The organism is Streptomyces sp. CBMA29 (assembly GCF_014596445.1).
Lineage (GTDB): Bacteria > Actinomycetota > Actinomycetes > Streptomycetales > Streptomycetaceae > Actinacidiphila.
In genome coordinates, this window is sequence record NZ_MECL01000212.1 from 1 (window position 1) to 21,916 (window position 21,916).

General features: G+C 71.5%; 21 protein-coding genes. 7 read left to right on the forward strand and 14 right to left on the reverse strand.

Annotated elements, in window-relative coordinates:
- Positions 1-125 precede the first annotated feature (125 nt).
- Positions 126-1,109 (reverse strand): magnesium/cobalt transporter CorA, encoded by a 984-nt coding sequence (gene corA / locus BGM09_RS28245; protein ID WP_317452929.1) that lies wholly within the window; start codon positions 1,107-1,109, stop codon positions 126-128.
- Between the two features lie 193 nt (positions 1,110-1,302).
- Between corA and BGM09_RS28250 the strand changes: the two genes are divergently transcribed.
- From BGM09_RS28250 to BGM09_RS28260, 3 genes are all read left to right on the forward strand, one after another.
- The gene (locus tag BGM09_RS28250; protein WP_188284547.1) at positions 1,303-2,520 is read left to right on the forward strand and encodes an AAA family ATPase; all 1,218 of its coding nucleotides are present in this window, start codon (positions 1,303-1,305) and stop codon (positions 2,518-2,520) included.
- A gap of 127 nt (positions 2,521-2,647) precedes the next feature.
- A complete protein-coding gene (locus BGM09_RS28255) occupies positions 2,648-3,289 on the forward strand; it encodes an HAD family hydrolase (protein ID WP_188284548.1) in 642 nt (213 codons plus the stop codon).
- A 95-nt stretch (positions 3,290-3,384) separates the two neighbouring features.
- Positions 3,385-3,747, forward strand: coding sequence for a hypothetical protein (locus tag BGM09_RS28260; RefSeq protein ID WP_223187732.1), 363 nt, complete (start codon positions 3,385-3,387; stop codon positions 3,745-3,747).
- A 78-nt stretch (positions 3,748-3,825) separates the two neighbouring features.
- On the opposite strand, the gene BGM09_RS28265 is transcribed toward BGM09_RS28260, so the two are convergent.
- Positions 3,826-4,452, reverse strand: coding sequence for a TetR/AcrR family transcriptional regulator (locus BGM09_RS28265; protein ID WP_188284549.1), 627 nt, complete (start codon positions 4,450-4,452; stop codon positions 3,826-3,828).
- Positions 4,453-4,579: 127 nt separating this feature from the next.
- The gene (locus BGM09_RS28270; protein ID WP_188284550.1) at positions 4,580-4,831 is read right to left on the reverse strand and encodes a hypothetical protein; all 252 of its coding nucleotides are present in this window, start codon (positions 4,829-4,831) and stop codon (positions 4,580-4,582) included.
- A gap of 246 nt (positions 4,832-5,077) precedes the next feature.
- On the opposite strand from BGM09_RS28270, the gene BGM09_RS28275 reads away from it, so the two are divergent.
- Positions 5,078-5,671, forward strand: coding sequence for a hypothetical protein (locus BGM09_RS28275; protein ID WP_188284551.1), 594 nt, complete (start codon positions 5,078-5,080; stop codon positions 5,669-5,671).
- A 91-nt stretch (positions 5,672-5,762) separates the two neighbouring features.
- Here BGM09_RS28275 and tkt read toward each other — a convergent pair whose 3' ends face one another.
- The 6 genes from tkt to BGM09_RS28305 are packed head-to-tail and all read right to left on the reverse strand — an operon-like array spanning position 5,763 to position 12,335.
- Positions 5,763-7,877, reverse strand: coding sequence for a transketolase (gene tkt / locus BGM09_RS28280; RefSeq protein ID WP_188284552.1), 2,115 nt, complete (start codon positions 7,875-7,877; stop codon positions 5,763-5,765).
- 52 nt (positions 7,878-7,929) lie between these two features.
- Positions 7,930-8,697 carry an SDR family NAD(P)-dependent oxidoreductase gene (locus BGM09_RS28285; protein ID WP_188284553.1) on the reverse strand — a complete coding sequence of 256 codons (768 nt, stop codon included), beginning with the start codon at positions 8,695-8,697 and terminating at the stop codon, positions 7,930-7,932.
- Complete coding sequence (locus tag BGM09_RS28290; protein WP_188284554.1) at positions 8,694-9,404, reverse strand: nucleoside/nucleotide kinase family protein; 711 nt, start codon at positions 9,402-9,404, stop codon at positions 8,694-8,696. Before BGM09_RS28290 ends, BGM09_RS28285 begins: the two co-directional genes overlap by 4 nt.
- Positions 9,401-10,276, reverse strand: coding sequence for an ATP-binding cassette domain-containing protein (locus tag BGM09_RS28295; RefSeq protein ID WP_188284555.1), 876 nt, complete (start codon positions 10,274-10,276; stop codon positions 9,401-9,403). Before BGM09_RS28295 ends, BGM09_RS28290 begins: the two co-directional genes overlap by 4 nt.
- On the reverse strand, positions 10,273-11,286 hold the full coding sequence (locus tag BGM09_RS28300) for an ABC transporter permease (protein ID WP_317452930.1): 1,014 nt from the start codon (positions 11,284-11,286) through the stop codon (positions 10,273-10,275). The genes BGM09_RS28295 and BGM09_RS28300 overlap by 4 nt, the downstream gene beginning before the upstream one ends.
- Complete coding sequence (locus tag BGM09_RS28305) at positions 11,283-12,335, reverse strand: substrate-binding domain-containing protein (protein ID WP_188284556.1); 1,053 nt, start codon at positions 12,333-12,335, stop codon at positions 11,283-11,285. The genes BGM09_RS28300 and BGM09_RS28305 overlap by 4 nt, the downstream gene beginning before the upstream one ends.
- Before the next feature lie 179 nt (positions 12,336-12,514).
- Here BGM09_RS28305 and BGM09_RS28310 point away from each other — a divergent pair, with 179 nt between their 5' ends.
- Complete coding sequence (locus BGM09_RS28310) at positions 12,515-13,756, forward strand: ROK family transcriptional regulator (protein WP_188284557.1); 1,242 nt, start codon at positions 12,515-12,517, stop codon at positions 13,754-13,756.
- A gap of 16 nt (positions 13,757-13,772) precedes the next feature.
- On the opposite strand, the gene BGM09_RS28315 is transcribed toward BGM09_RS28310, so the two are convergent.
- Positions 13,773-14,327, reverse strand: a complete 555-nt coding sequence (locus BGM09_RS28315; RefSeq protein ID WP_188284558.1) for a TetR/AcrR family transcriptional regulator — start codon at positions 14,325-14,327, stop codon at positions 13,773-13,775.
- Positions 14,328-14,402: 75 nt separating this feature from the next.
- On the opposite strand from BGM09_RS28315, the gene BGM09_RS28320 reads away from it, so the two are divergent.
- Positions 14,403-15,701, forward strand: coding sequence for an MFS transporter (locus BGM09_RS28320; RefSeq protein WP_188284559.1), 1,299 nt, complete (start codon positions 14,403-14,405; stop codon positions 15,699-15,701).
- Positions 15,702-15,756: 55 nt separating this feature from the next.
- Here BGM09_RS28320 and BGM09_RS28325 read toward each other — a convergent pair whose 3' ends face one another.
- The 4 genes from BGM09_RS28325 to BGM09_RS28340 are packed head-to-tail and all read right to left on the reverse strand — an operon-like array spanning position 15,757 to position 20,473.
- The gene (locus BGM09_RS28325; protein ID WP_188284560.1) at positions 15,757-17,361 is read right to left on the reverse strand and encodes a glycoside hydrolase family 3 N-terminal domain-containing protein; all 1,605 of its coding nucleotides are present in this window, start codon (positions 17,359-17,361) and stop codon (positions 15,757-15,759) included.
- A gap of 7 nt (positions 17,362-17,368) precedes the next feature.
- The gene (locus BGM09_RS28330; protein ID WP_188284561.1) at positions 17,369-18,205 is read right to left on the reverse strand and encodes a carbohydrate ABC transporter permease; all 837 of its coding nucleotides are present in this window, start codon (positions 18,203-18,205) and stop codon (positions 17,369-17,371) included.
- Entirely contained in the window at positions 18,202-19,182 is a 981-nt protein-coding gene (locus BGM09_RS28335; protein WP_317452931.1) for a sugar ABC transporter permease, read from the reverse strand. Before BGM09_RS28335 ends, BGM09_RS28330 begins: the two co-directional genes overlap by 4 nt.
- 1 nt (position 19,183) lies before the next feature.
- Positions 19,184-20,473 (reverse strand): sugar ABC transporter substrate-binding protein, encoded by a 1,290-nt coding sequence (locus BGM09_RS28340; protein WP_188284562.1) that lies wholly within the window; start codon positions 20,471-20,473, stop codon positions 19,184-19,186.
- A gap of 264 nt (positions 20,474-20,737) precedes the next feature.
- Between BGM09_RS28340 and BGM09_RS28345 the strand changes: the two genes are divergently transcribed.
- Positions 20,738-21,760, forward strand: coding sequence for a MurR/RpiR family transcriptional regulator (locus BGM09_RS28345; RefSeq protein ID WP_188284563.1), 1,023 nt, complete (start codon positions 20,738-20,740; stop codon positions 21,758-21,760).
- Positions 21,761-21,916 lie beyond the last annotated feature (156 nt).

Consider the following 21,916-nt stretch of genomic DNA (forward strand, 5'->3'; position numbering starts at 1 on the left):
CCTGACCGCGGCGGGGCGCCGGAGCCGGGAGACCCGCCGGGGTCGGGGAAGCCGACCGCGGCGAGGACCGGCCGAGGCCGGGGGCCACGAGCGGCCGAGCCCGTATCGCCCGGCCCGCACCCGACTCAGAGCCAGCCGCGCCGCTTGAACAGGAAGTAGAGGAAGGTCACGACCGACGCCATCAGGGCGAGCACCGCCGGATAGCCCCAGATCTGGCGCAGCTCCGGCATGTGGTCGAAGTTCATGCCGTAGATCCCGGCGATCATCGTCGGGGCCGCCGCCATGGCCGCCCACGCGGAGATCTTGCGCATGTCGTCGTTCTGCCGCACACCCACCTGCGTCAGATGCGCCGCCAGGATGTCGGACAGCAGCCGGTCGAGCCCTTCCTCCGCCTCGTTGACACGCGCCAGGTGGTCGGCGACATCGCGGAAGAACGGTTTGGTGCGCGCGTCCACGAACGGCGCGTTGCCGCCGGCCAGCCGGGCCATCGGCTCCGAGAGCGGACTGATGGCCCGGCGGAATTCCAGCACCTGGCGCTTGAAGGAGTAGATGACGCCCGCCACCCGTGAGGAGTCACCGCCGGTGGGGGAGAAGACCTGCTCCTCCAACTCCTCCAGATCCACTTGCAGCTCCGCGGCGATGTCCAGGTAGTCGTCCACGACCGCGTCACAGATGGCGTAGAGCACGGCCACCGGACCGTGGCGCAGCACCTCGGGGGACCGCTCCATACGGGAACGGGCGTCGGCGGCCGTCTTCGCGTCCCCGTGCCGCACCGTCACCACGAAGGAGTCGCCGATGAAGATCATCAGCTCGTCGGCCGTGATGCGGCTCTCCTCGTCGTCGTAGCGCAACGGCCGCACGACGGTGAACAGCGCCCCCTCGTACGCTTCCATCTTCGGCCGCTGACGGGCCTTGAGCGCGTCCTCGACCGCCAGCGGATGCAGGTCGAACTCGGTGGCGACCCGGTCGAACTCGCTCGTCGTCGGCTCGTGCATGCCGATCCAGACGAAGCAGTTCCCCGACGCGCGGGCCTCGGCGAGCGCGTCGGACAGGTCGTCCGGCGTCTTGGCGCGACGACCGTCCCGGTAGATGGCGCAATCCACGATCACGCGGTGATCCCTTCGGTGAACGTCTGCGGCCGTACCACCCACGCCCGCGCGGCTCCCTGGCCCGTGCGGCCTTAGCGCGCTCCTGCCCGGAACGCGCCGCTTCATGGCCGGATCACGCCTCCGCCGCGCCACGCCACCGTGCGACCCGCCCGGTCGGCGCGGATCACGGCGGCGCGGCTGACAGACTGGCCGCATGCAGGACACCTCCTTCTCGCTGACCCGTGTCCGGCTGCGGCAGTACCGCAGCATCCCGGAGGCCGACGTGGCGCTCGGCCCGCTCGTCTTCCTGATCGGGCCCAACGGCTCGGGGAAGAGCAATTTCCTCGACGCCCTGCGCCTGGTCTCCGAGGGCCTGCGGACCTCCCTCGACGAAGCGCTCGACCGGCGCGGCGGCGTGGCGCAGGTCCGCCGCAGGTCGGCGGGACACCCGACCCGCTTCTGCGTCGACCTCGACTTCCGAGGCCCGCACGGCGACGGCGGCTACGGAATCCAGGTCGCGGCCGTACGCGGCGGCGGCTTCCGTATCGTCCGTGAGCACTGCGCCGTACGGCCTGCCGCCACCGCCCGCGACGGCGCGGGCGCCGCACCGGCCGAGGCCGCCTACCGCGTGGACGACGGGGTGCTGACCTCCAGCACCGAGCCCGGCATGCCCGCGGCCGACCGTCACCGTCTGCTGCTCGCCGACCTCGCCACCCGCAAGCCCTTCAAGCACGTTCTCGACGGCCTCGCCGACATCGGCGTGTTCACCCTCAATCCAGAGGCCATGCGCGAGCCGCGTACGCCCGGATCCGGTCAACTCCTCCAGCGCGACGGCTCCGACATCGCCGGGGTACTGCACCGGCTGGGCCGGAGCGCGCGCGGCCGGGAGGACAAGGCGAGGATCGAGAGCTATCTGCGGCAGATCGTGCCGGGCATCCACGGCGTGACCCGGCGCACGCGCGCGGGCCGCGAGATCCTGGAGTTCACCCAGGACGTGCCCGGCGCCAAGACGCCCTGGCGGTTCGGCGCGCCCTCCGTCTCCGACGGCACCCTGCGCGCGCTCGGCGTCCTGACCTCGCTGTTCACCCCCGCGGGCGGCGCCTACAGCACGGTGGCCGTCGAGGAGCCCGAGACCGCCCTGCACCCCACGGCGACCGGTGCGCTGCTGGCCGCGCTGCGGGACGCCAGCGACCGCCGCCAGGTCATCGCGACCAGCCACAGCCCCGACCTCCTCGACACCGACGAGGTCGACCCGGCGGAGCTGCTCGCCGTCCGCGCGCCCGGCGGCCGTACCGTCATCGCCCCGCTCGACGCGCCCGCCACCTTCGCGCTCCGCGCCCAGCTCCACACCCCGGGCCAACTGCTGCGCGCCGACCAGCTCCTGCCGCACCCGTCCCCGCCCGCGGGCGGGGAGCGCGCGCGTGTGAGGTGACGTGAGGTGAGACGCGCCGCCGTCGGCCCGCTCGCGGGTCCCTCCACGAACCGACGGCCGCCACGACGGAGTGAAGGACCGGTCGTGGCGCGCCGGGCGGCGCGGCGGCTGCCCTAGGGTGACGACGATGACTACCACGATCGTGTTCGACATCGGCGAGACCCTGATTTCCGACGCGCGGCACTGGGCGGGCTGGGCCGACTGGCTCGGCGTCCCGTCACACACCGTCTCGGCCCTGGTGGGAGCGGTCGTCGCCGAAGGGCGCGACGACGGCGACGCGCTGCGGCTGATCACCCCCGGCCTCGACATCCCCGCCGCCTACGCCGCCAGGGAGGCGGCCGGGCGGGGCGAGCACCTGGACGAGACGGATCTGTACCCGGACGTCCGCCCCGCGCTGGCCCGGCTGCGGGAGGCCGGCGTCAAGGTGCTCGCCGCCGGCAACCAGACCGCCCGGGTCGGGGAGCTGCTGCGCGGCCTCGACCTGCCGCTCGACCTGGTCGCCACCTCCGCGGAATGGGCTGTCGCCAAACCGAGCCCCGGCTTCTACGCGAAGGTCGTCGAGGTCGCGGGGGCCGAACCCGAAGAGATCCTGTACGTCGGCGACCACCCCGGCAACGACGTCTTCCCCGCGAAGCGCGCCGGACTGCGCGTCGCCCACCTGCGTCGCGGGCCGTGGGGCCACCTGTGGGCCGACGACCCCGACGTGGCCGCCGCCGCGGACTGGCGGATCAACTCCCTGACCGAACTCGTCGCCATCGCGTCCCGCTGACCGGCACCGCCACCGGCACCCGCACCTGTACCGACATCGCGAGCCGCGCGCGGACCGCGACGGGATTGATCATCCGCTCCGTGGGGAGGCGAGCAATGACGAGAGAGGGCGGGGACATGAGCACGAGCTACCAGGACGGCTGGATCGAGTGCACACCTTACGCGCTCCGGATCCGCGGCTACTACTTCCCCTGGGGCACGAAGACGATTCCGTACGCGTCGATCCGCACGGTCACCCGCGTGAAGATGGGGCTGTTCAGCGGGCAGGGCCGCATCTGGGGGACCGCGAACCCCCGGTACTGGGCCAGCCTCGATCCGCGGCGGCTGTCCAAGACGGAAGGTCTCGTCCTGGACACCGGGAAATTCGTCCGGCCCTTCATCACCCCGGACGATCCGGCGGCCGTGGAGAGCATCCTGCGCGAGCGCTCCGGCGCCGGGCCTGACGACCAGGATTCCTAGGCCCGGTCCTAGGCCCCGCCCTAGGACCGGCCCGGTCCCGCACGACTGTCCGCTGCGGGGCCGGTCGTACGGAGGGCGTCAGCCGAGCGCGCTCGTCACCGTCACGGCGGGCCCGGTCCGGCCGACGTCACCGGTCCCCGCCGCGATCAGCGCCGAGGCGGCGGCTCGGGCGGCGACGGCCGCCGAGGGGTCGCGGTCCATCCGGGCGGAGATCCCGGCGCCGTCGTAGAGCAGATGGAGCTGGCGGCCCAGCGACCGCGGGTCGGCGGCGCCCGCCTCACCGGCGAGGCGGGCGAACAACTCCCGCAGCCAGGCCCGGTAGTTGTCCGCGGCCTCCTCCACGAGGCTGCCGGGACCGGCCTCCGCGCTGGCCTGGACGAAGGCGCAGCCGTGGAAGTCCGGTTCCCCGAAGAGCGCGCCCTGCGCCTCGAAGATCGCCAGCAGCCGCTCGCACGGAGTGTCGCGGCTGTCGACCGCGTCGGTGATCCGCCCGGTGATGCCCGCGTGGCGGGTGTCGAGGTAGGCCCGGATGAGCTGTTCCTTGCCGCCGAAGGTGTTGTACAGCGACGCCTTGGCCACGCCCGCGTGCTCGATGACGCGGTCGATGCCGACGCTCCGTACGCCCTCGGCGTAGAAGAGCTCGTCCGCGGCGGCGAGCAGCCGCTCACGCGCCGACGGCTTCGTGGTGCTCCGGGCAGTCGCCATGGCCGTCACCTTTCGGACAGATCTGTCTGCATTATGCCCCGGCGGCGGGGCCAGCCCGAGTGCGGCGAGCCGGGGCGGCCGGGGCGGCGGAGGCGGTCGTGCCCGGCCCTAGGCCCTAGGCCCGAGGTCACACGGTCGGCCGGGGGGACTGCTCGGAGGCGGCCCAGGTCAGTTGCTTAAGCTCCATCCGGGCGGCCGGAGCCGTTCCGGGCAGCGACGCCCAGTAGGGATGGGTGGAGATCCGGACGGAGAGCCTTTGCAGGCGGCGCCGGAGCACGGTGGTCTGCGTACCGGCGGGAGCGTCGGCGAGCAGGCGGTAGGTGATGTACCAGTCGCGCTGCGCCTCGATGAGATCAGCGGGGAAGTCGTGCTGCTTCATGGGGGCAATCCTGGCACGTGTTCGAATATTTGTGCGAGTCGATCTCGTCACGTTCGTACGACGGCCGCCCCTGCGCCGCCGGTGGCCGTGAACGCGGCCGGATGGAGAGGCGGTGGAGGGGCGGCGGGAAGGCGGCGGGAAGGCGGCGGAGGGGCGGAGAATGGGGGAGAGGGGGACAATCGGGGTGTTCGTCCGCGTGTCGCGGCTCACGCGCCGCGGCCCGCCCTCGGCGGAGGAGGTCCGGACATGAACGAGGCAACACGACGGCAGGGCTCGACCGTGTGGGACCCGGCGACGGACGGCGCCACCGCGGGCCATGGCTTGGGGGAGCGGCCCAAGGGGCCGCACAACATCCAGAACCACTCCGAGGAGTTCAACCAGTCGGTCCTGGACGCGGAGACCGAGGCCGCCACCGCCGACCGGGCCCGGTTCCACGGCGTGTCCGTCCGGCTGCTGGCGTCCGGCACGGCGGTGCACGACATGATCCAGGTGCTGTTCAACAAGGAGACGACCGCCCCGGCCGATCTGCGGCCCGTTGCCGACGCCTTCCGCCGGCACTGCGCCGCCAAGGACGCCACGGCGGGGCGCGCGCTGGAGTCCCACCCGCCGGTCGCCGAGGCCGTCCGGCGCGACCGCGAGGAGGGCGCGTACCTCCTCGCCCTCCTCGACGGCTCCATCGCGTCGCCGGGTCCGGCCGGAACGCGCGCCCAGACCGTCAACGGTGTGCTGGCCGACATCGACCAGTACCTCGGCCACGAACAGCGCGACTTCATCCCGCTGATCGAGCGCGAACTCCCGGTCTCGCAGAGCAACCGCCTGGCCGCCTCCTTCGACGGCTGACGGCCGGACGACGACGCCTGCGCCCGCGCGTACGCCTGCACCCGCGCGTACGCCCGCGCCCCGCGGCCCGACCGGCGGCCCGGCTGTCCTCCTACCCGCCCATCAGCTCCCGGGCCGCCGACGCGACCGCGTCCGCCGTCAGCCCGAAGTGCTCGTAGAGTTCGGCGGCCGACGCCGACGCGCCGAACTCCTGGACGCCGATCGACCGGCCGTCGAGTCCGATCAGGTCGTACCAGCCCTGACCGACGCCCGCCTCGACCGCGATCCGGCGGCGTACGGCCGGGGGGATGACGCTGTCGCGGTACGCCGCGTCCTGCGCGTCGAACCACTCACGGCACGGCATCGACACGACGCGCGCCCGTATCCCGTCCGCGGCCAGCGCCCGCGCCGCGGTGACGGCGAGCTCCACCTCGGACCCGGTGGCGATGACGACGACGTCCGGGTCGGACGGAGCGGCGGACGGGTCGGCGACGGGCGCCTCGTACCGTACGTAACCGCCCCTGACCGCCTCGGCGGCCGAGCCGAAACCGTCCGTGCCGTCGGGGAAGACCGGCAGGTCCTGACGGCTGAGGCTGAAGCCGGTCGGCCCTGCGGACCCGGCCGCGCCGAGCACCTTCCACAGGGTGACGGCCGTCTCGTTGGCGTCACCGGGCCGCACGATGTCCAGGCCCGGTATCGCGCGCAGGGACGCCAGGTGCTCGACCGGCTGGTGGGTCGGGCCGTCCTCGCCGAGACCGATGGAGTCGTGCGTCCACACGTAGAGCGTCGGCAGCTTCATCAGCGCGGCGAGCCGTACCGCCGGGCGCATGTAGTCGCTGAAGACGAGGAAGGTGCCGCCGTAGGGACGGCTGAGGCCCGACAGCGCGATGCCGTTCATCGCGGCGGCCATGAAGTGCTCGCGGATTCCCCAGTGGACGGTGCGCCCCGCCGGGTCGGCGCCGGGCTGCGCGCTCGACGCCGGAAGGAAGGACGAACTGCCCTCCACCGTCGTGTTGTTGGACTCGCCGAGGTCGGACGAGCCGCCCCACAGCTCGGGCAGCTCCGCCGCCGCCGCGTTCAGCGCCCGCCCGAACGCCTTCCGCGTGGCCACCCGCGTGTCCGCCGCGAAGACAGGACGCGCGTCCTCGAAGGCGGCGGGGAGCCCCTTGGCCGTCAGCCGGTCGAGCAGCGCCCGCCCGTCCGGATTCCCGCGCGCCCACGCGTCGAACGCCGCGTCCCACTCCCGGCGGGCCGCCGAGCCCACCGCGCGCGCCGCCGACGTCAACCGCTCGTGGAGGTCGGCCGATACGTCGAAGGCGGTGTCCGGGTTCACGCCGAGGACGGACTTCGCCGCCCGGACCGCGTCGGCCCCGAGCGCGGAGCCGTGCGACTTCGCGGTGTTCTGCGCGCCGGGCACCGGCCAGGAGATGATGCTGCGCATCAAGATGATCGACGGCCGCGTCGTCTCGGCGGCGGCTTCCTCCAGCGCCCGGGACAGGTCGGACACGTCGATGTCGCCGTCGGCCGCGAGGCCGACCCGCCGCACGTGCCATCCGTACGCCTCGTAGCGGGCGCCGACGTCCTCGCTCGTGGCCAGTTCGGTGCTGCCCTCGATGGAGATCCTGTTGTCGTCGTAGACGACGACGAGGTTGCCCAGGCGTTGGTGTCCCGCGAAGGAACCGGCCTCGGCGCTGATGCCCTCCTGGATGTCGCCGTCGGAGCACAGGACGAACACCCGGTGGTCGAAGGGGCTGGTCCCCTCGGGCGCGTCGGGGTCGAGCAGGCCGCGCTCGCGACGGGCGCCCATCGCCATGCCGACCGCGGTGGCGATGCCCTGGCCGAGCGGCCCGGTCGTGGTCTCCACGCCCGGCGTGTGCCCCCACTCGGGGTGCGCCGGGGTGAGGCTGCCGCGCTTCCGGTAGGCGCGCAGGTCGTCCAGCGTGAGCGGATACCCGGCCAGGTAGAGCTGGATGTACAGCGTGAGGCTGGAGTGGCCGCAGGACAGGACGAACCGGTCCCGCCCGCGCCACCGCGGGTCCGCGGGGTCGTGGCGCAGGAAGCGCCGGAATATCAGATGGGCGGCGGGCGCCAGGCTGACGGCGGTGCCGGGGTGACCGTGGCCCGCCTCCTGCACGGCGTCCATGGCCAGGACGCGGGCGGTGGTCACGGCCCGCTGGTCGTCCTCGGTCCAGGGTATGTGGGCATGCTGAACGTACGTGCTCGTCACGAGCGCTCCTTCGACACGAAAAGGGGGTACGGGCGGGGCGGGGCCCGCCGGCTCACCAGAGGGTGTAGCCGCCGTCGATGACGAGGATCTCGCCGGTGACGAAGGACGAGGCGGGGCTGGCCAGGTAGAGCGCGGCCGGGGCGATCTCCGACGCCTGCGCGTACCGCTGCATGGGCACTTCGTCGATCCAGTAGTGCTTGTACTCGGGCAGGTCGATGTCCGAGATCTCGGTCTTCGTGTAACCGGGCGCGATCGCGTTGACCCGTACCGACCTCGGCGCCCACTCGGCGGCCAGGGACTTGGTCAGGTGGTGGACCCCGGCCTTGGAGACGGCGTAGGGGGCGTGCCACTGCGGGCGGTTGACGATCATGCCGGACATGGAGCCGACGTTGACGATCGAACCGGTGCCGCGCTCGACCATCGACTCCCCGACGACCTGGCTGACCTTCCAGACCGCGTCGAGGTTGGTGGCCATCACCCGGTCCCAACTGTCGTCGTCGATGGTCAGGGACTCGCCGTGGATGCCGATGCCCGCGTTGTTGATCAGGACGTCGACCGGGCCGAGCTCCGCGGTGACCCGCTCGTTCATGGCGACGATGTCCGCGCGGCTGGTGACGTCGGTCCTCGTCGAGATCGCGGTGGCGCCGAGCGCGGTGAGTTCGGCGACGGCCTCGGCGTTGCGCGCCTCGTCCCGGCCCGCGATGGCGACGGACGCGCCCGCTTCCGCCAGCGCGGTGGCGATGGCCTTGCCGATACCGCGATTTCCGCCGGTGACGACGGCGACCTTGCCGTTCAGCCGGAACTGGTCCAGAACGCTCATGCCGATTGCTCCTCGGTTGACGTCGGCGCTGACTGCGCGTCGGGCACCCGGACGATCCGGTCCGCGCGGGTGCGGGTTGCGTGAATGAGTTCCGCGTTGCGCTGGTCGGAGCCGTGCGACCGCTCGTACGCCTCCGCCGCCGACCGGCCGTACCGCATGTGCCGGGCGATCAGCCGTTCCATCCGCACGTCCTCGTCGGGGTCGACGTACCAGCACGCGTCGAGCAGCGGCTGTACGGCTCCCCACCGGGGCCCGTCGACCAGCAGGTAGTTGCCCTCGGTGACGACCAGCGGGATGTCACGGGGGACGGGCACCGCGCAGGCTATGGACTCCTCGATGGCGCGGTCGAAGAACGAGGCGTAGACGACCTCTTCGTCACGGGCGCGCAGCCGGCGCAGGAGGTTGACGTAGCCGGCCGCGTCGAAGGTGTCGGCGGCCCCCTTGGAGGCGTGGCGGCCGAGCCGGTGCAGTTCTGCGTTGGCCAGGTGGAAGCCGTCGAGGCTGACGAGCACCGCCTGGTCACCGAGCGCGTTCACCAGGGCTTCGGCGAGAGTGGACTTCCCGGAGCCGGGCGCGCCCGTGATACCGAGGATCCGGCGCTGCCCGGAAGTGATCAGCGTCCGGGCCGAGTCGATGAGGGCGTCGTAGTCCGCGCCGTCGGCCCCGGGATTGTGCTGGGGGTCGGCGGCCGGTCCTGGGGGGTTCAATTTTCGCCTTTCGAGAGATCCGTCGGTGCCGCGTGCGCGCCCTGCGGGGCGGAGTCCCCGGCGGGTGCTTCCACGCCCACGAGGGTGTCCGGCGCCTTGGCGCCGGTCATGACGGCGACGGCTTCTTCCATGCTGGTGTCGTTCTTGTCGACCAGGGCGATACGCCGCCCCAGCCGGTGGATGTGGATCCGGTCCGCGACCTCGAAGACATTCGGCATGTTGTGGCTGATGAGCACCACCGGCAGGCCGTTGTCGCGGACGCGGAGGATCAGGTCGAGGACCTGGTTCGTCTCGCGCACGCCGAGCGCGGCGGTCGGTTCGTCCATCACCACGACGCGGGTCGCCCACGCGGCGACGCGCGCCACCGCGACGGCCTGCCGCTGCCCGCCGGACAGCGTCTCGACCTTCTGCCGGATGGACTGGACGCGGATGCCCAGGTCGGCCATCTGCTGGGCCGAGCCGCGGCGCATGGCGCCCTTGTCCAACTGCCGGAAGACCGTGCCGAGTACGCCGCGACGGCGCTGCTCCCGGCCGAGGTAGAGATTCTGCGAGATGTCCAGGGCCGGGGCCACGCCCAGCTCCTGGTACACCGTCTCGATGCCCGCCCTGCGCGCGTCGAGCGGGCTGCGGAACTGCACTTCCTCGCCGTTCAGCCGCAAGGTGCCCGAACCGGGGACGACCGCGCCGGTCAGCGATTTGATCAGGGTCGACTTGCCCGCGCCGTTGTCCCCGATGACGGCCAGGATCTCGCCGGGCCGCAGGTCGAAGTCGGTGTTGTCCATGGCGACGACGTGGCCGTAGTGCTTGGTGAGGCCGCGGCCCTCCAGCACGCTGGGCGCCGACCCGTCCGGCCGGGACTCGGAGTGCGTCATCGGGACTGCCTCCTTCGTACGAGTTGGTCGACGCCGACCGCGACGACCACCAGGACACCGGTGGCGACCTGCTGGTAGAGCGAGTCGATACCGGCCTGGGTGAGGCCGTTCTGAAGGACCGTCACGATCAGCGCGCCGATGAACGTTCCGATGACGCCGCCGCGACCGCCGAACAGGCTGGTGCCGCCGATGACGACCGCGGTGATGCTGTCGAGGTTCGCCGTCGAGTAGCCGCTCGGGTCGGCGGTCGGGGTACGGCCGAGGGCCTGCCAGGCGGCGAAGACGTAGACCACCGCGGCTACCACGTACACCCCGAGGAGCAGGCGCTTGACCTTGATCCCGGCGAGTTCCGCGGCTTTGTGGCTGTCACCGAGCGCGTAGACCCGGGTGCCCCACGAGGTCTGGTTGAGGGCGTAGGCCAGGACGGCGGTGAGGCCGATCCACAGCATGACGCCGTAGGTGATCGTGAACCCGCCGACCGCCACACCGTTGTTGAGTCCGGTCAGCAGGCCGGAGTCGACCGGGTACGTCTGCGAGGAGGTGTAGAGCCTGGCCGCCGCCGCGATCACCGACATCACGCCGAGGGTGACGATGAACGGTGGCAGTCTCAGCAGCGAGACGAGCGCGCCGTTGACCGCGCCGACCGCCACGCACACCACCAGGCCGACCAGCAGCGCCAGGGCCGGGTTGTCGTGCACGGCGATCTTGCCGATCACGACGGAACCGAGCACCATGATCGCGCCATTGGCCAGGTCGATGCCCGACGTCAGGATGATCAGGGTCTGGCCGAGCGCGAGGGTGCCGACGACGACGGACTGCTGGGCGATCAGCGACAGGTTGTCGGAGTTGAAGAAGGTGCTGGTCGACAGCGTGAAGACGATCACCGCGACGATCAGGGCGGCGAGCGGTCCCGCGATCTGGTTGGTCGCGGCGGCGCGGAGCATGCTGCCCCGCGTGATCCCCGACTCCAGAGCTTCCGCGTCGGCGTCATGTGTCGTCGTTCCGGTCACTTCGGGCCCCAGCAGTGGTCCAGGCCCCAGGCGGAGGTCTCGGACGCGATGCCCTTGACCGGCTTGTCGGTGATCAGGACGGTGCCGGAGTCGGTGAGCCCGGCCTTCGGCTTCGTGCCGTCCTTGATGTACGCGGCGGCGGCGTCGACGGCCATCTCACCCATCTTGCTGGGGAACTGCATGGCGGTGGCGCCGATGATGCCGCTCTTCACGTCCTGGACACCGGAGCACGCGCCGTCGACCGAGACCAGCGTCGTCTTGCCCGCGAGCCCCTTGTTCTTGATCGCGGTGTACGCGCCGTGCGCCGTGGGCTCGTTGATCGTGTAGACGATGTTGATGTCCGGGTGGGCCGACAGCAGGTTCTCCATCGCCGACTGCCCGGTGTCGATGGTGCCCTGGGTGAGCGCGGTGCCCGCCACGAGCGGCGACTTGACGGTGATGCCGTAGCCGCTGAGGAAGCCGTCGTGCCGTCCGCTGGACGGTCCGTCGGACAGGTCGAAGTCGAGCATCGCGATGTGCGGGTCCTGCGGCGCGGTCGCCTTGGCCCACTGACCGATGAGCTTGCCCGCGGCGAAGTTGTCGGTGGCGAAGGTGGCGTCCGCCGTGTTCAGCGGCGACAGGCTGGAGTTGACGGTCATCACGAGGATGCCCTTGTCCCTGGCCTTCTTCACCACGCTGTTGAGCGCGGTCGCGTTGGCCGGGTCCAGCACGATGGCCTTGACCTTGTTGGCGATCATGTTCTCGATCGCGGTCACCTGGGTGGCGGAGTCGCCGGGGACCTTGGCCTCGGCCTTCATGACCTTCCAGCCCTTGGCCTTCGCGGCGGACTCGGTCGCCTTCTCCAGGGTGCCGAAGAACGGGTTGCTCAGGTTCAGTTCGACGATGCCGATCGTGACCTTGCCGTCCGAGCCGCCGGTGCCGCCGGTACCACCTGTGCCGGTGGAGCCGCTGCTGGAACTACACCCCGCGACGGCGGCGAAAGCACATGTTCCTGCCAGGGCCATGACTCCGAGCTGTACCGGTCTGCTGGCCCGTCGGGTGATCTTCATGGAGTTCCTCCTGCGGTGCGGGGCCGTTAGCTCGGCCATTCGGCAGAGCACGGGGCGATGACATTGATATTTCGCAATGTTTCACTGGCTGTCAAGCAGAAATATTTATCTTTTGTCTTTCCATCGACAAAAGAACGTGCTTCACTAAGCTCTGGCCGACGTCCGAGACCGGGAGTGAGATGACCGAGACGACAGGGACGACAGGTACGGCGCCAGGCGGCCCGTCACCATGGCGGGCCGACGAGGGGCCGGGCAGAATCCTGGAACTCATCACCACGGGCCAGGCCCGCACGCGGTCCGCCCTGACCCAGGTCACGGGCCTGTCCCGGTCCACGGTCGGCCAGCGGCTCGACGCGCTGTTCGCCGCCGACCTGATCCGCGAAGGCGCGGAGAACGTGCCCTCGCGCGGCCGGCCGTCCAAGACGCTCCAGCTCAACCACGCGGCGATGCTGATGATCGGCGTGGACATCGGCGAGGAGCGGACCCGTATCGCGGTCACCGACCTCAACACCAACATCCTGGTCGACCGGGTCGAACGACTCGCCCTGGGCGAGGGCCCCGACGTCCTGCTCGACAAGATCACCGAGACCGTGCGCGACATGATCGTCCAGGCCGGGCTGGGCGACATACCGGTGGCGGGCATCGGCCTCGGCCTGCCCGCGCCCGTGGACTACGACGCGGGCAAGGTGCTCGGCTGGTCGATCATGTCCGGCTGGGACGGCTACGACATCCGCGGCCACCTGCGCAGGACCTGGCAGGTCCCGATCCTGATCGACAACGACGTCAATCTGCTGACCCTGGCCGAGCACCGGCGGTTCTGGCGCGACGAGCCTCACCTGCTCTACATCAAGGCCGGTACGGGGGTGGGCAGCGGCATGGTGATCGGCGGCCAGATCAACCGCGGCGCCCAGGGCGCGGCGGGCGACATCGGCCACGCGCACATCGGCGGCTTCGGCGACCCCCAGTGCCGCTGCGGGAACCTCGGCTGCCTGGAGGCCCTGATCGGCGGCTGGGCCCTCGCCCGCGACCTGCGCAGCCGCCAGCACAGCGACAGCCACGACGCGCGCTATGTCGTCACGCAGGTCAAGCGCGGCGACACCGAGGCCGTCGCCAGCCTGCGGGCCGCGGGCCGCGTCCTCGGCGAGATGGTCGCCTACGCCACCAGCCTGCTCAACCCCGACGTCATCGTCCTCGGCGGCATGCTCGGCACCACAGGCGACCACCTGCTGGCGGGCGTGCGCGAGGTGATCTACCAGCGCTCACTTCCGCTGGCCACCCGTCAGTTGCGCATCGTGCCCACCCGGTACAAGTCCCGCGCCGGGATCGCGGGCGCGGGCTATCTCGTACGCGACCACGTCCTGAATCCCGCGACCCTCGACATCACCCTGGCCGCCGGAGGCTCCCCGATCGTGGTGACGTGACCTCCGGCCCGCGCGGCTACGTGGTCGCCAGGAGCGTGGCGACCAGGCCGCGCGCCCATTGGCTGGAAGCGGGTCGGGCGCTGAAGATCGCGCGGTAGTACAGCGGGCCGAGCAGCGTGTCGACCGCACGCTCCAGCGGCGGGACGTTCCCGCCGCGCGCCTGCTCCCGCTCGATGATCGCGCGGAGCTGGTCGTGCCGGTCGGCCGTGCACGCGCAGCCGCCCTCCGGACCCGAGCCGATGGCCGCGCGCATCAGGGCCAGCACATCGGGGTCGGCGAGGTCGGTGGCGACGTCGCCCATCCACCGCTCCAGGTCGCCGGCCAGCGAGCCGGAGTCCGGTACGACGATGTCACCGCTGAACCTGCTGGTCGCCACGTCGGCCAGGAGTTGCGCCACCGAACCCCAGCGCCGGTAGACGGTGGTGGGGTGCACCCCGGCGCGCGCGGCGACGGCGGGAATGGTGAGCGCGTCACCCGGTTCTGTGGTGAGCGATTCCTCGACGGCCCGGTGCACGGCGGCCCGTACGCGTGCGGAACGGCCACCGGGACGGGTCTGGACTGCTTCGGTCATGCGGAAATTATCGCACCAATCGCTGCGTTAGCATGAGCGTCGCTAACGCAACGATCACTGCAATCGGAGAGTCGTATGACCGGCGCGCTGACGCCCCAAGAGAAGAGCCCCGCGTCCCCGGGTGTCACGTCCCGGGGCGCCGAGCCCGTGGCGATACCGGGCGCGGGGAACGGCTCCCGGCGGCGCGGCCTGAGCCGTCCCGCCGCCTTCGCCGCCATCGCCGCGATCTTCATCCTGTTCATGGCGGCGTCGAGCGCGCCGTCCCCGCTCTACGTCGTCTACCAGCACGAATGGAACTTCTCCGCGTCCATGCTGACCACCGTCTTCGCGGTGTACGTCGTCGGCATGATCGGCGCGCTGCTGGTGCTCGGGGCGCTGTCGGACCACATCGGCCGCCGCCCCGTCCTCGTCTCGGCCATCGCGCTCGAAGCCGTCGCGATGCTGCTGTTCATCCTCGCGGGAGACGTCTCCGTGCTGCTGGTGGCCCGCTTCGTCCAGGGGATCGCCACCGGCGCGGCCATGACGACACTCGGCGCGACCCTGGTCGACCTCAACCCGCCGCACGCACCGCACCGCGCCGGAGTCATCAGCGGCGCCGCCCCCACCTTCGGCCTCGGCCTGGGCGCGCTCGGCTGCGGCTTCCTGGTGCAGTACGGCCCGCACCCGACCCGCCTGGTCTACGTACTCCTGCTCGCCGGTCTGGTGCTCGCGGGCCTGCTGGTCTCCCTGCTGCCCGAGACCTCGCAGCGGCGGCCCGGCGCGGCGCGCTCGCTGCAACCGCGCCTCGGCGTCGCCCCCCGGCTCCGCGCCGACCTCGTCGGACTCGTGCCGATCCTCGTCGCGAGCTGGGCGCTCGGCGGGCTGTACCTCGCGCTCGGCCCCTCGGTCGCCGTGGGACTGTTCGGCCTGTCCAGCCACGTCATCGGCGGACTCGTCGTCACCCTGCTGTGCGGACCGGCCTCGATCACCGCCTTCGCCCTGCGCGGCTGGCCCACCGAACGCACCCTCGCGCTCGGCGCCGCCCTGCTGGTCACCGGCACCGCCGTCGGCCTGGCCGGAGTGCAGGCCGAATCGGTCACCACGGCCGCCCTCGGCACCGCCGTCGCCGGTGTCGGCTTCGGCGCCGCGGGCCTGGCCAGCTTCGGCACCCTCGCCCGGATCGCCGAACCGGCCGAGCGCGGCGAACTCTTCGCCGTCGCCTTCGTGATCTCCTACCTCGCCTTCAGCATCCCCGCCGTCGTCGCCGGATTCGCCACCACCGACGTCGGCCTCCACCGCACCGCCGTCGTCTACAGCGCGGCCGTCATCGTCTTCGGCGCCCTCGCCCTGATCGCCCAACGCGTCCGTATCAGCCGCACGGCCGCGCACGCGTAGCACCCACGGTCCTCGGCCCCGCTGTCGAGGACCGCCGGTCGAGGACCGCCGGGTGTCAGCGGGTGAGCAGCGCGGCGACCGCGCGGGCGGTGGGGAGAGACTCGCCGTGGGTGAAGACCGCGTGGAGCGCCTCGGGCAGGGCGTCGTCGGTGCCCGGCCAGCCGAGGCACACGACGACGGCGCCGGGGGAGAGCGCCAACTGCCGTGCGAGCGCCGCGTCCTGGGCCGGGTCACTGCCGGGAGTGCCGACCAGGACCACATCGGCGGGGACGCCGGGGGAGGCCGCGTCGTCCGGCGCCTCGCCCGGTGCCAGGTCCCCGTCCTGGGCCCGGCCCTCGACGGTCGCCGTCCGCGCGAAGACCGCCTCGACGGTCGAGCCGGGCAGCCGTTCGAGCAAGGCGTCCGCGACCAGGTCGGAGAGCCGCCCGGTCGCCACATTGCGTCGCCTGCGCACGTCCACGACGCGCACCGCGCCGCTCAGCGACCCGGCGACCTGTCCGCGTACGCGCAGCGCCCGCTGCGCCGCGGCGGCGTTGGCGTCGGTGACGTCCGACGTCACCGACGCTTCCGAGACGTCGCCGCCCCGGGCCACTCGGGCCCCTCGGGTCCAGTCCGCCAGGGCGTGGACCCGGGCCGCCGCCTCTTCGAGCCGGGCCACCGGCAGGCGGCCCTCGGCGACCGCTCGCGTCACCGCGTCCAGCACCGCGCGGAATTCTTCCTCGTCGGTGGGCGTGTCACCGGTCGGCGGCAGACCCGGATTGCCCAGGCACACCAGGTCGACGCCCGCGGCCAGCGCCCGCACCGCGCTCTCGGCGAAGCCGATGGTCTCGGCGACCGCCAGCATGCTGATCGCGTCGGAGACGATCACGCCGTCGAAGCCGAGACCGTCGCGGAGCAGGGCGACGACGGCGGGACTGACCGTCGCCATCGCGCTGTCCAGCGCGGGGAAGACGATGTGCGAGGTCATCACGCAGCGCACCCCGGCCGCCACCGCGCCCGCGAACGGCACGAGGTCCCGGCTCCGCAGCGTCTCCAGGTCGACCCCCACGACCGGCAGGCCCACGTGCGAGTCGACCTTCGTGTCGCCGTGGCCGGGGAAGTGCTTGGCGCAGGCCGCGACCCCCTCGGCCTGCATCGCGGTCACGAACGCGGCCGTGTGCTTGCCGACCAGGCCGGGGTCCGCGCCGAAGGAGCGCACCCCGATCACCGGGTTGGCTGGGTCGGAGTTGACGTCCGCCACCGGCGCGAGCGCCAGGTCGATGCCCGCCGCCCGTACGTCGCGGGCGATCCCGCGCGCGACCGCCGCGGTCAGCGCGAGGTCGTCGGCGCGGCCGAGCACCGCCGCGCCGACGTGCGGAGAGCCGCCCCGCACATGCAGCCGGGTGACACCGCCGCCCTCCTCGTCCATCGCGACGACCGCCCGCCCGGCCGCGTGGATCCGCTCCGACAGCGCCGCGGTCTGCTCGGGCGACTCCAGATTGTGCCCGAAGTAGCACACGGAGCCCAGGCCGTCGCGCAGGGCGTCGAGCAGCCAGGGCGGCGCCGACGTGCCGGTGAAGCCCGGCATGAGGACGGCGTGCACCAGGCGCCGGGTCCGCTCGTCCACGGCGGGCGCCGTGCTCGTGGTGCTCCCGGAGGTCCCGGTGTTCACAGATGACATGGAGTCCTCACTTCACGGCGCCGGCCACCAGGCCCATGGTCAGCCGTCGTTGGGCCAGCACGAAGACGATCACGACCGGAATCGTCACCAGCGTGGAGGCCGCCATCAGGCCGCCCCAGTCGTTGGTGTTCTGGCCGAGGAATTCGGCGAGGCCGACGCCGACGGTCATCCTGTTCTGGTCGGACAGGAAGGTCAGCGCGAAGGTGAACTCCTCCCAGGCCAGGACGAAGGAGAACGCGCTGGTGGCGATGAGTCCCGGCACGACCAGCGGCAGCAGGACCGAGCGGAACATCCGCCACCAGGAGCAGCCGTCCAGGTAGGCGGCCTCCTCCAACTCGACCGGCACCGCGGCCACGAAGCCCCGCAGATTCCAGATCGCGAACGGCAGCGCGAAGGCTGTGTAGACAACCGCCAGGCCCAGCAGCGAGTTGAGCATCCGCAAGTCCTTCATCTGAAGGAACAGCGGGATGACCAGCGCCTCGGCGGGCAGCATCTGCACCACGAGGATGAGCACCAGCACGGTGGTGCGCAGCCGGAACCGGAAGCGCGCCATGGCGACCGCGCCGAGCAGCGCGAGCACACCCGAGGCGACCACCACGATCACGGTGACGATCGCCGAGTTGACCATGTAGCGGCCGAAGCCGCCCGAGGCCCCCGAGGACATCACCTTCGAGAAGTGCCCCATCGTGAAGTGCGTGGGGAACAGGCTGTCCGTGCCCGAACTCGCCCGCCCGTTCAGGGCCGTGGAGAGCATGAAGTACACCGGGAACAGCGTGAACAGCAGGACCAGCGCCGTGGCCGCGAACTTGCCGGTTCTGACCCAGCTGGAGGATCTGGCAGTCATCGGATCTCATCCTCTTTGAACAGCACCCGCAGGTACACCGCGGTGATCGCCAGCAGTACGACGGTGAGCAGGACGGCGATGGCCGCGCCCAGCCCGTACTGGTTCTGGTTGATCGCCTTCATGTAGGACCACACACCGAGGTTGAGCACGTCGGGGTTGGAACCCGCGCCGCCCGGCATCAGGTAGATCTGGGTGAAGACCTTGAAGTCCCAGATCGTCGAGAGCACGGTGACCACGGCGAACACCGGCCGCATCACCGGCACCGTGACGTGCCAGAACCGCTGCCAGGCGCTCGCGCCGTCCAGCCGGGCCGCCTCGTGCAGCTCCTGCGGCACCGTGGTCAGCCCGGCGAAGACGGTGATGGCGACGAACGGGTAGCTGTGGTGGATCACGTTCAGCTCGGCGATCGAGTAGAACGACAGCCGGTCGGTGAACCAGTTGTATCCGTCGGGACCGAGCAGGCCGACACTCTGGAAGACCCGCCGGGCCAGGCCCGAGTCCGGGTCGAAGATCCACACCCAGACGTAGGTGCCGGTGACCGCCGGCAGCGCCCACGCGACGAGCGCGGAGGCGATGACGGCGGCACGCGACTTGGGACCGAGCGTCTGGAGCAGCAGCGCCACCAGCGTGCCGAAGACGATGGTGCCCGCGACGGCGACCAGCGCGAAGAGCACGGTGTTCGGCAGCACGGTGTGCCACAGATACGAGCCCGCCAGCGCCTCGCGGTAGTTGTCCACACCGATGTACGTCGGGTGGCCGGAGATGATCTCCTTCAGGCCGTAGCGCTGGAACGACAGATAGGTGACGCGCACGATCGGGTAGAGCAGCAGCGCCGCGATCACGGCCAGCGGCGCGGCGAGCAGCAGCCACGGCCGCAGCCGGGCCACGAGCGGCGGCGTGCGCCGGACCGGACGGCGCGCGTCCTCCGCGGGTGCGGGGACGGTGCGCACGCCGTCGGTCACGGTGACGTCCTCCACGTCAGCTCCCCTGGAGCGTCTTGGTGATGGAGTCGGAGGCTGTCGTGGTGGCCTTCTGCACCGAGGTGCCGGTGAGGATCGACTGGAGCATCTGCGTCACGGTCTGGTCGCCCTCGACGGCGCCCCACTGCGGCGCGCTCGGCACGTTCTTGCCCGCTTCGAGCATCGTCTTGGCGAACGGCGCCACCAGCGGGTCGGGGCTGTTGGCGTACTGCTTGAGCTGCGTGGTGGTGCTGGGGAAGTAACCCGCCTGGTCCGCCCACTGCTTGCTGAGGTCGCCGGTGGTCATCATCTTGATGAACTTCCAGGCCAGGTCCGGGTTCTTGCTGGTCTTGAGGACCGCGAGGTTGGAGCCGCCGAGGAACGCGGGCGCGATGCCGCCGTCCTTGCCCGGGATCGGGAAGGCGCCGATCTTGTCCTTGAGGGTGGGGTCGGTGGCGACCGCGGTCTTCGGGGTCCAGTTGCCCTGGATCACCATGGCGGCCTTGCCCTTGACGAAGGAGTCGAGCAGGTCGGTCTCCTTCCAGGTCGAGGCGCCGACGCTGGAGGAGTCGTCCTTGAGCGCGAGGTTGGTGTAGAACTCCAGGCCCGCCCGAGCCTGCGGCGAGTCGAGGCTGCCGGTCCACTTGCCGCCGCTGTCCTTGGCGAAGTCGCCTCCCGCACCCCAGATGAACGGCGCCGAGGCGTACGAACTCGCGCCGGCGATCGGCATGGGCATCATGTCGGGCTTCTTCTGCTTGAGCGTCTTCACGGTCTGCTCGAGCTCGGCCCAGTTGGCCGGGGTCTTCAGACCCAGCTCGGTGAAGACGTCCTTGCGGTAGATGATCGCCCGCACACCGGCGTACCAGCCGACGCCGTACTGCTTGCCGTCGTAGGTCGCGGAGTCCTTCAGGGCGGGGATCAGGTCCTTGGAGATGCCCGCCGAGTCGATCTGCTGGGTGAGGTCGGTGAGCCCGCCCGCGGCGGCGAACTCCGGGGTCCAGGTGGTGCCGATCTCCGACACGTCGGGACCGCCGCCGCCCGCGAAGGCGCGGACCAGCTTGTCGTGGGCGTCGGCCCACTGCACTTCCTGGATCTTCAACGTGGCGCCGGTCTCGGCGGCGAACTCCTTCTTCGCGGCGGCGTAGAAGGCCGTCGCGTCCGGGTTGGTGCCCTTCATGACCCACCAGGTCAGCGACTTGCCGTCGGCCGAGGAGGGGGAGGAGGAGGACGAGCCGTCGTTCCCGCACGCGGTGAGCAGGAAGACGGCCGCGGTGAGCCCGGCAATGCCTGCCTTGCACATAGATCTCATCGAGCTGTGTCTCCTTCGCGGTGCGGTGCCAGAGGTGTCGGACGGGGACCTCGGCGGCGCCGTCCCCCGTACGCGCAGCCCCGCCCGTCGGGCGTACGGCATGGCCGGACGGTCCGGCTGCGGACCGCCCTTGGGCTGCGGTGATTCGGCAAGTATGGAGATGACGGCCTGACGCGTCAATAACTACCGCGATCAGCGGTCATAGTGTTCGTTTTTAACATCATCTCCGGGCTACGCTGTCGCTGACGTCATCTGGAGGAAGCCATGGCCAAGCGCGCACTGTCGCCCGTGCCCACCGCGCGGGACGCGTCCACCGCGGTCACTCCGGCCGCGGCGGCCCCTCCCGTCGCGGGGGTCGCGGCGCACCGGGCGCCCGACGACGCGCTCGCCGGTGACGTACTGGTCAGGATCCGCGGCGCCGTCCCCTCCCTCCAGCCCGCGGAGAAACGGGTCGCGGCGGCGATCCTGAGCGATCCGGCCGGGGCGGCGCGGCTGTCCAGCACGGCGCTGGCCGGGCAGGCGGAGACCTCGGTGACGACGGTGATGCGCTTTTGCCGGACGATCGGGCTGCGCAACTACCCGCACCTGCGCGTGGCGCTGGCCGGAGCGGCGGCGCGCGAGGACGCGCAGAGCGCGGACCGGCTACGGGCCAGCGGCGACATCAGCGAGGCGGACACCCTCGCCCAGGTCGTGGACAAAATCGTGTACAACGAGGCGCGGGCGCTGGAGGAGACCGGCGCCAACCTCGACCTCGACACCCTCGAACTGGCCGTGCGGGCGATATCCCAGGCCCGCAGGATCGACATCTTCGGCATCGGGGCGAGCGGCTTCGTCGGCCAGGACCTGCACCAGAAACTTCACCGCATCGGCCTCATGGCGTTCATCTGGACCGACGCCCACGCGGCGCTGACCGCCGCCGCCCTGCTCGGCAAGAACGACGTGGCGGTCGGCATCTCCCACTCCGGCGCCACCGTGGACACCGTCGACCCCCTGGAGGCCGCCGCCGAGCGCGGCGCGACCACCATCGCCCTCACCAACTTCGCGGGCTCGCTGCTCACCCGGTCCGCGGACCTGGTGCTCACCACCGCGGTCCGCGAGATGCCCCTGCGGTCCGGTTCCACGGCCAGCCGGATCGCCCAACTGGCCGTGGTCGACTGCCTGTTCGTCGGCATAGCCCAGCGTTCGTACGACCGCGCGACCGCCGCGCTCGCGCAGACCTACGGCGTGGTGCACCAGCGCCGTCCGCACCCGCACCCCGGCCGGCGCGCGTCGGCCGAGGACCACTGAACCCGGCGCACGGTTCGACCTACGAGCAGTACCTCGGCCTCGTCCGCTCGCAGGCCGGACCTTCATCTTCGCCGACCCCGACGGCTACCAGATCACTCTCCACGACCGCGCCTGAACGGCCCCTCATCGGCGCACCGGTTCAACGGGGGTACGCAC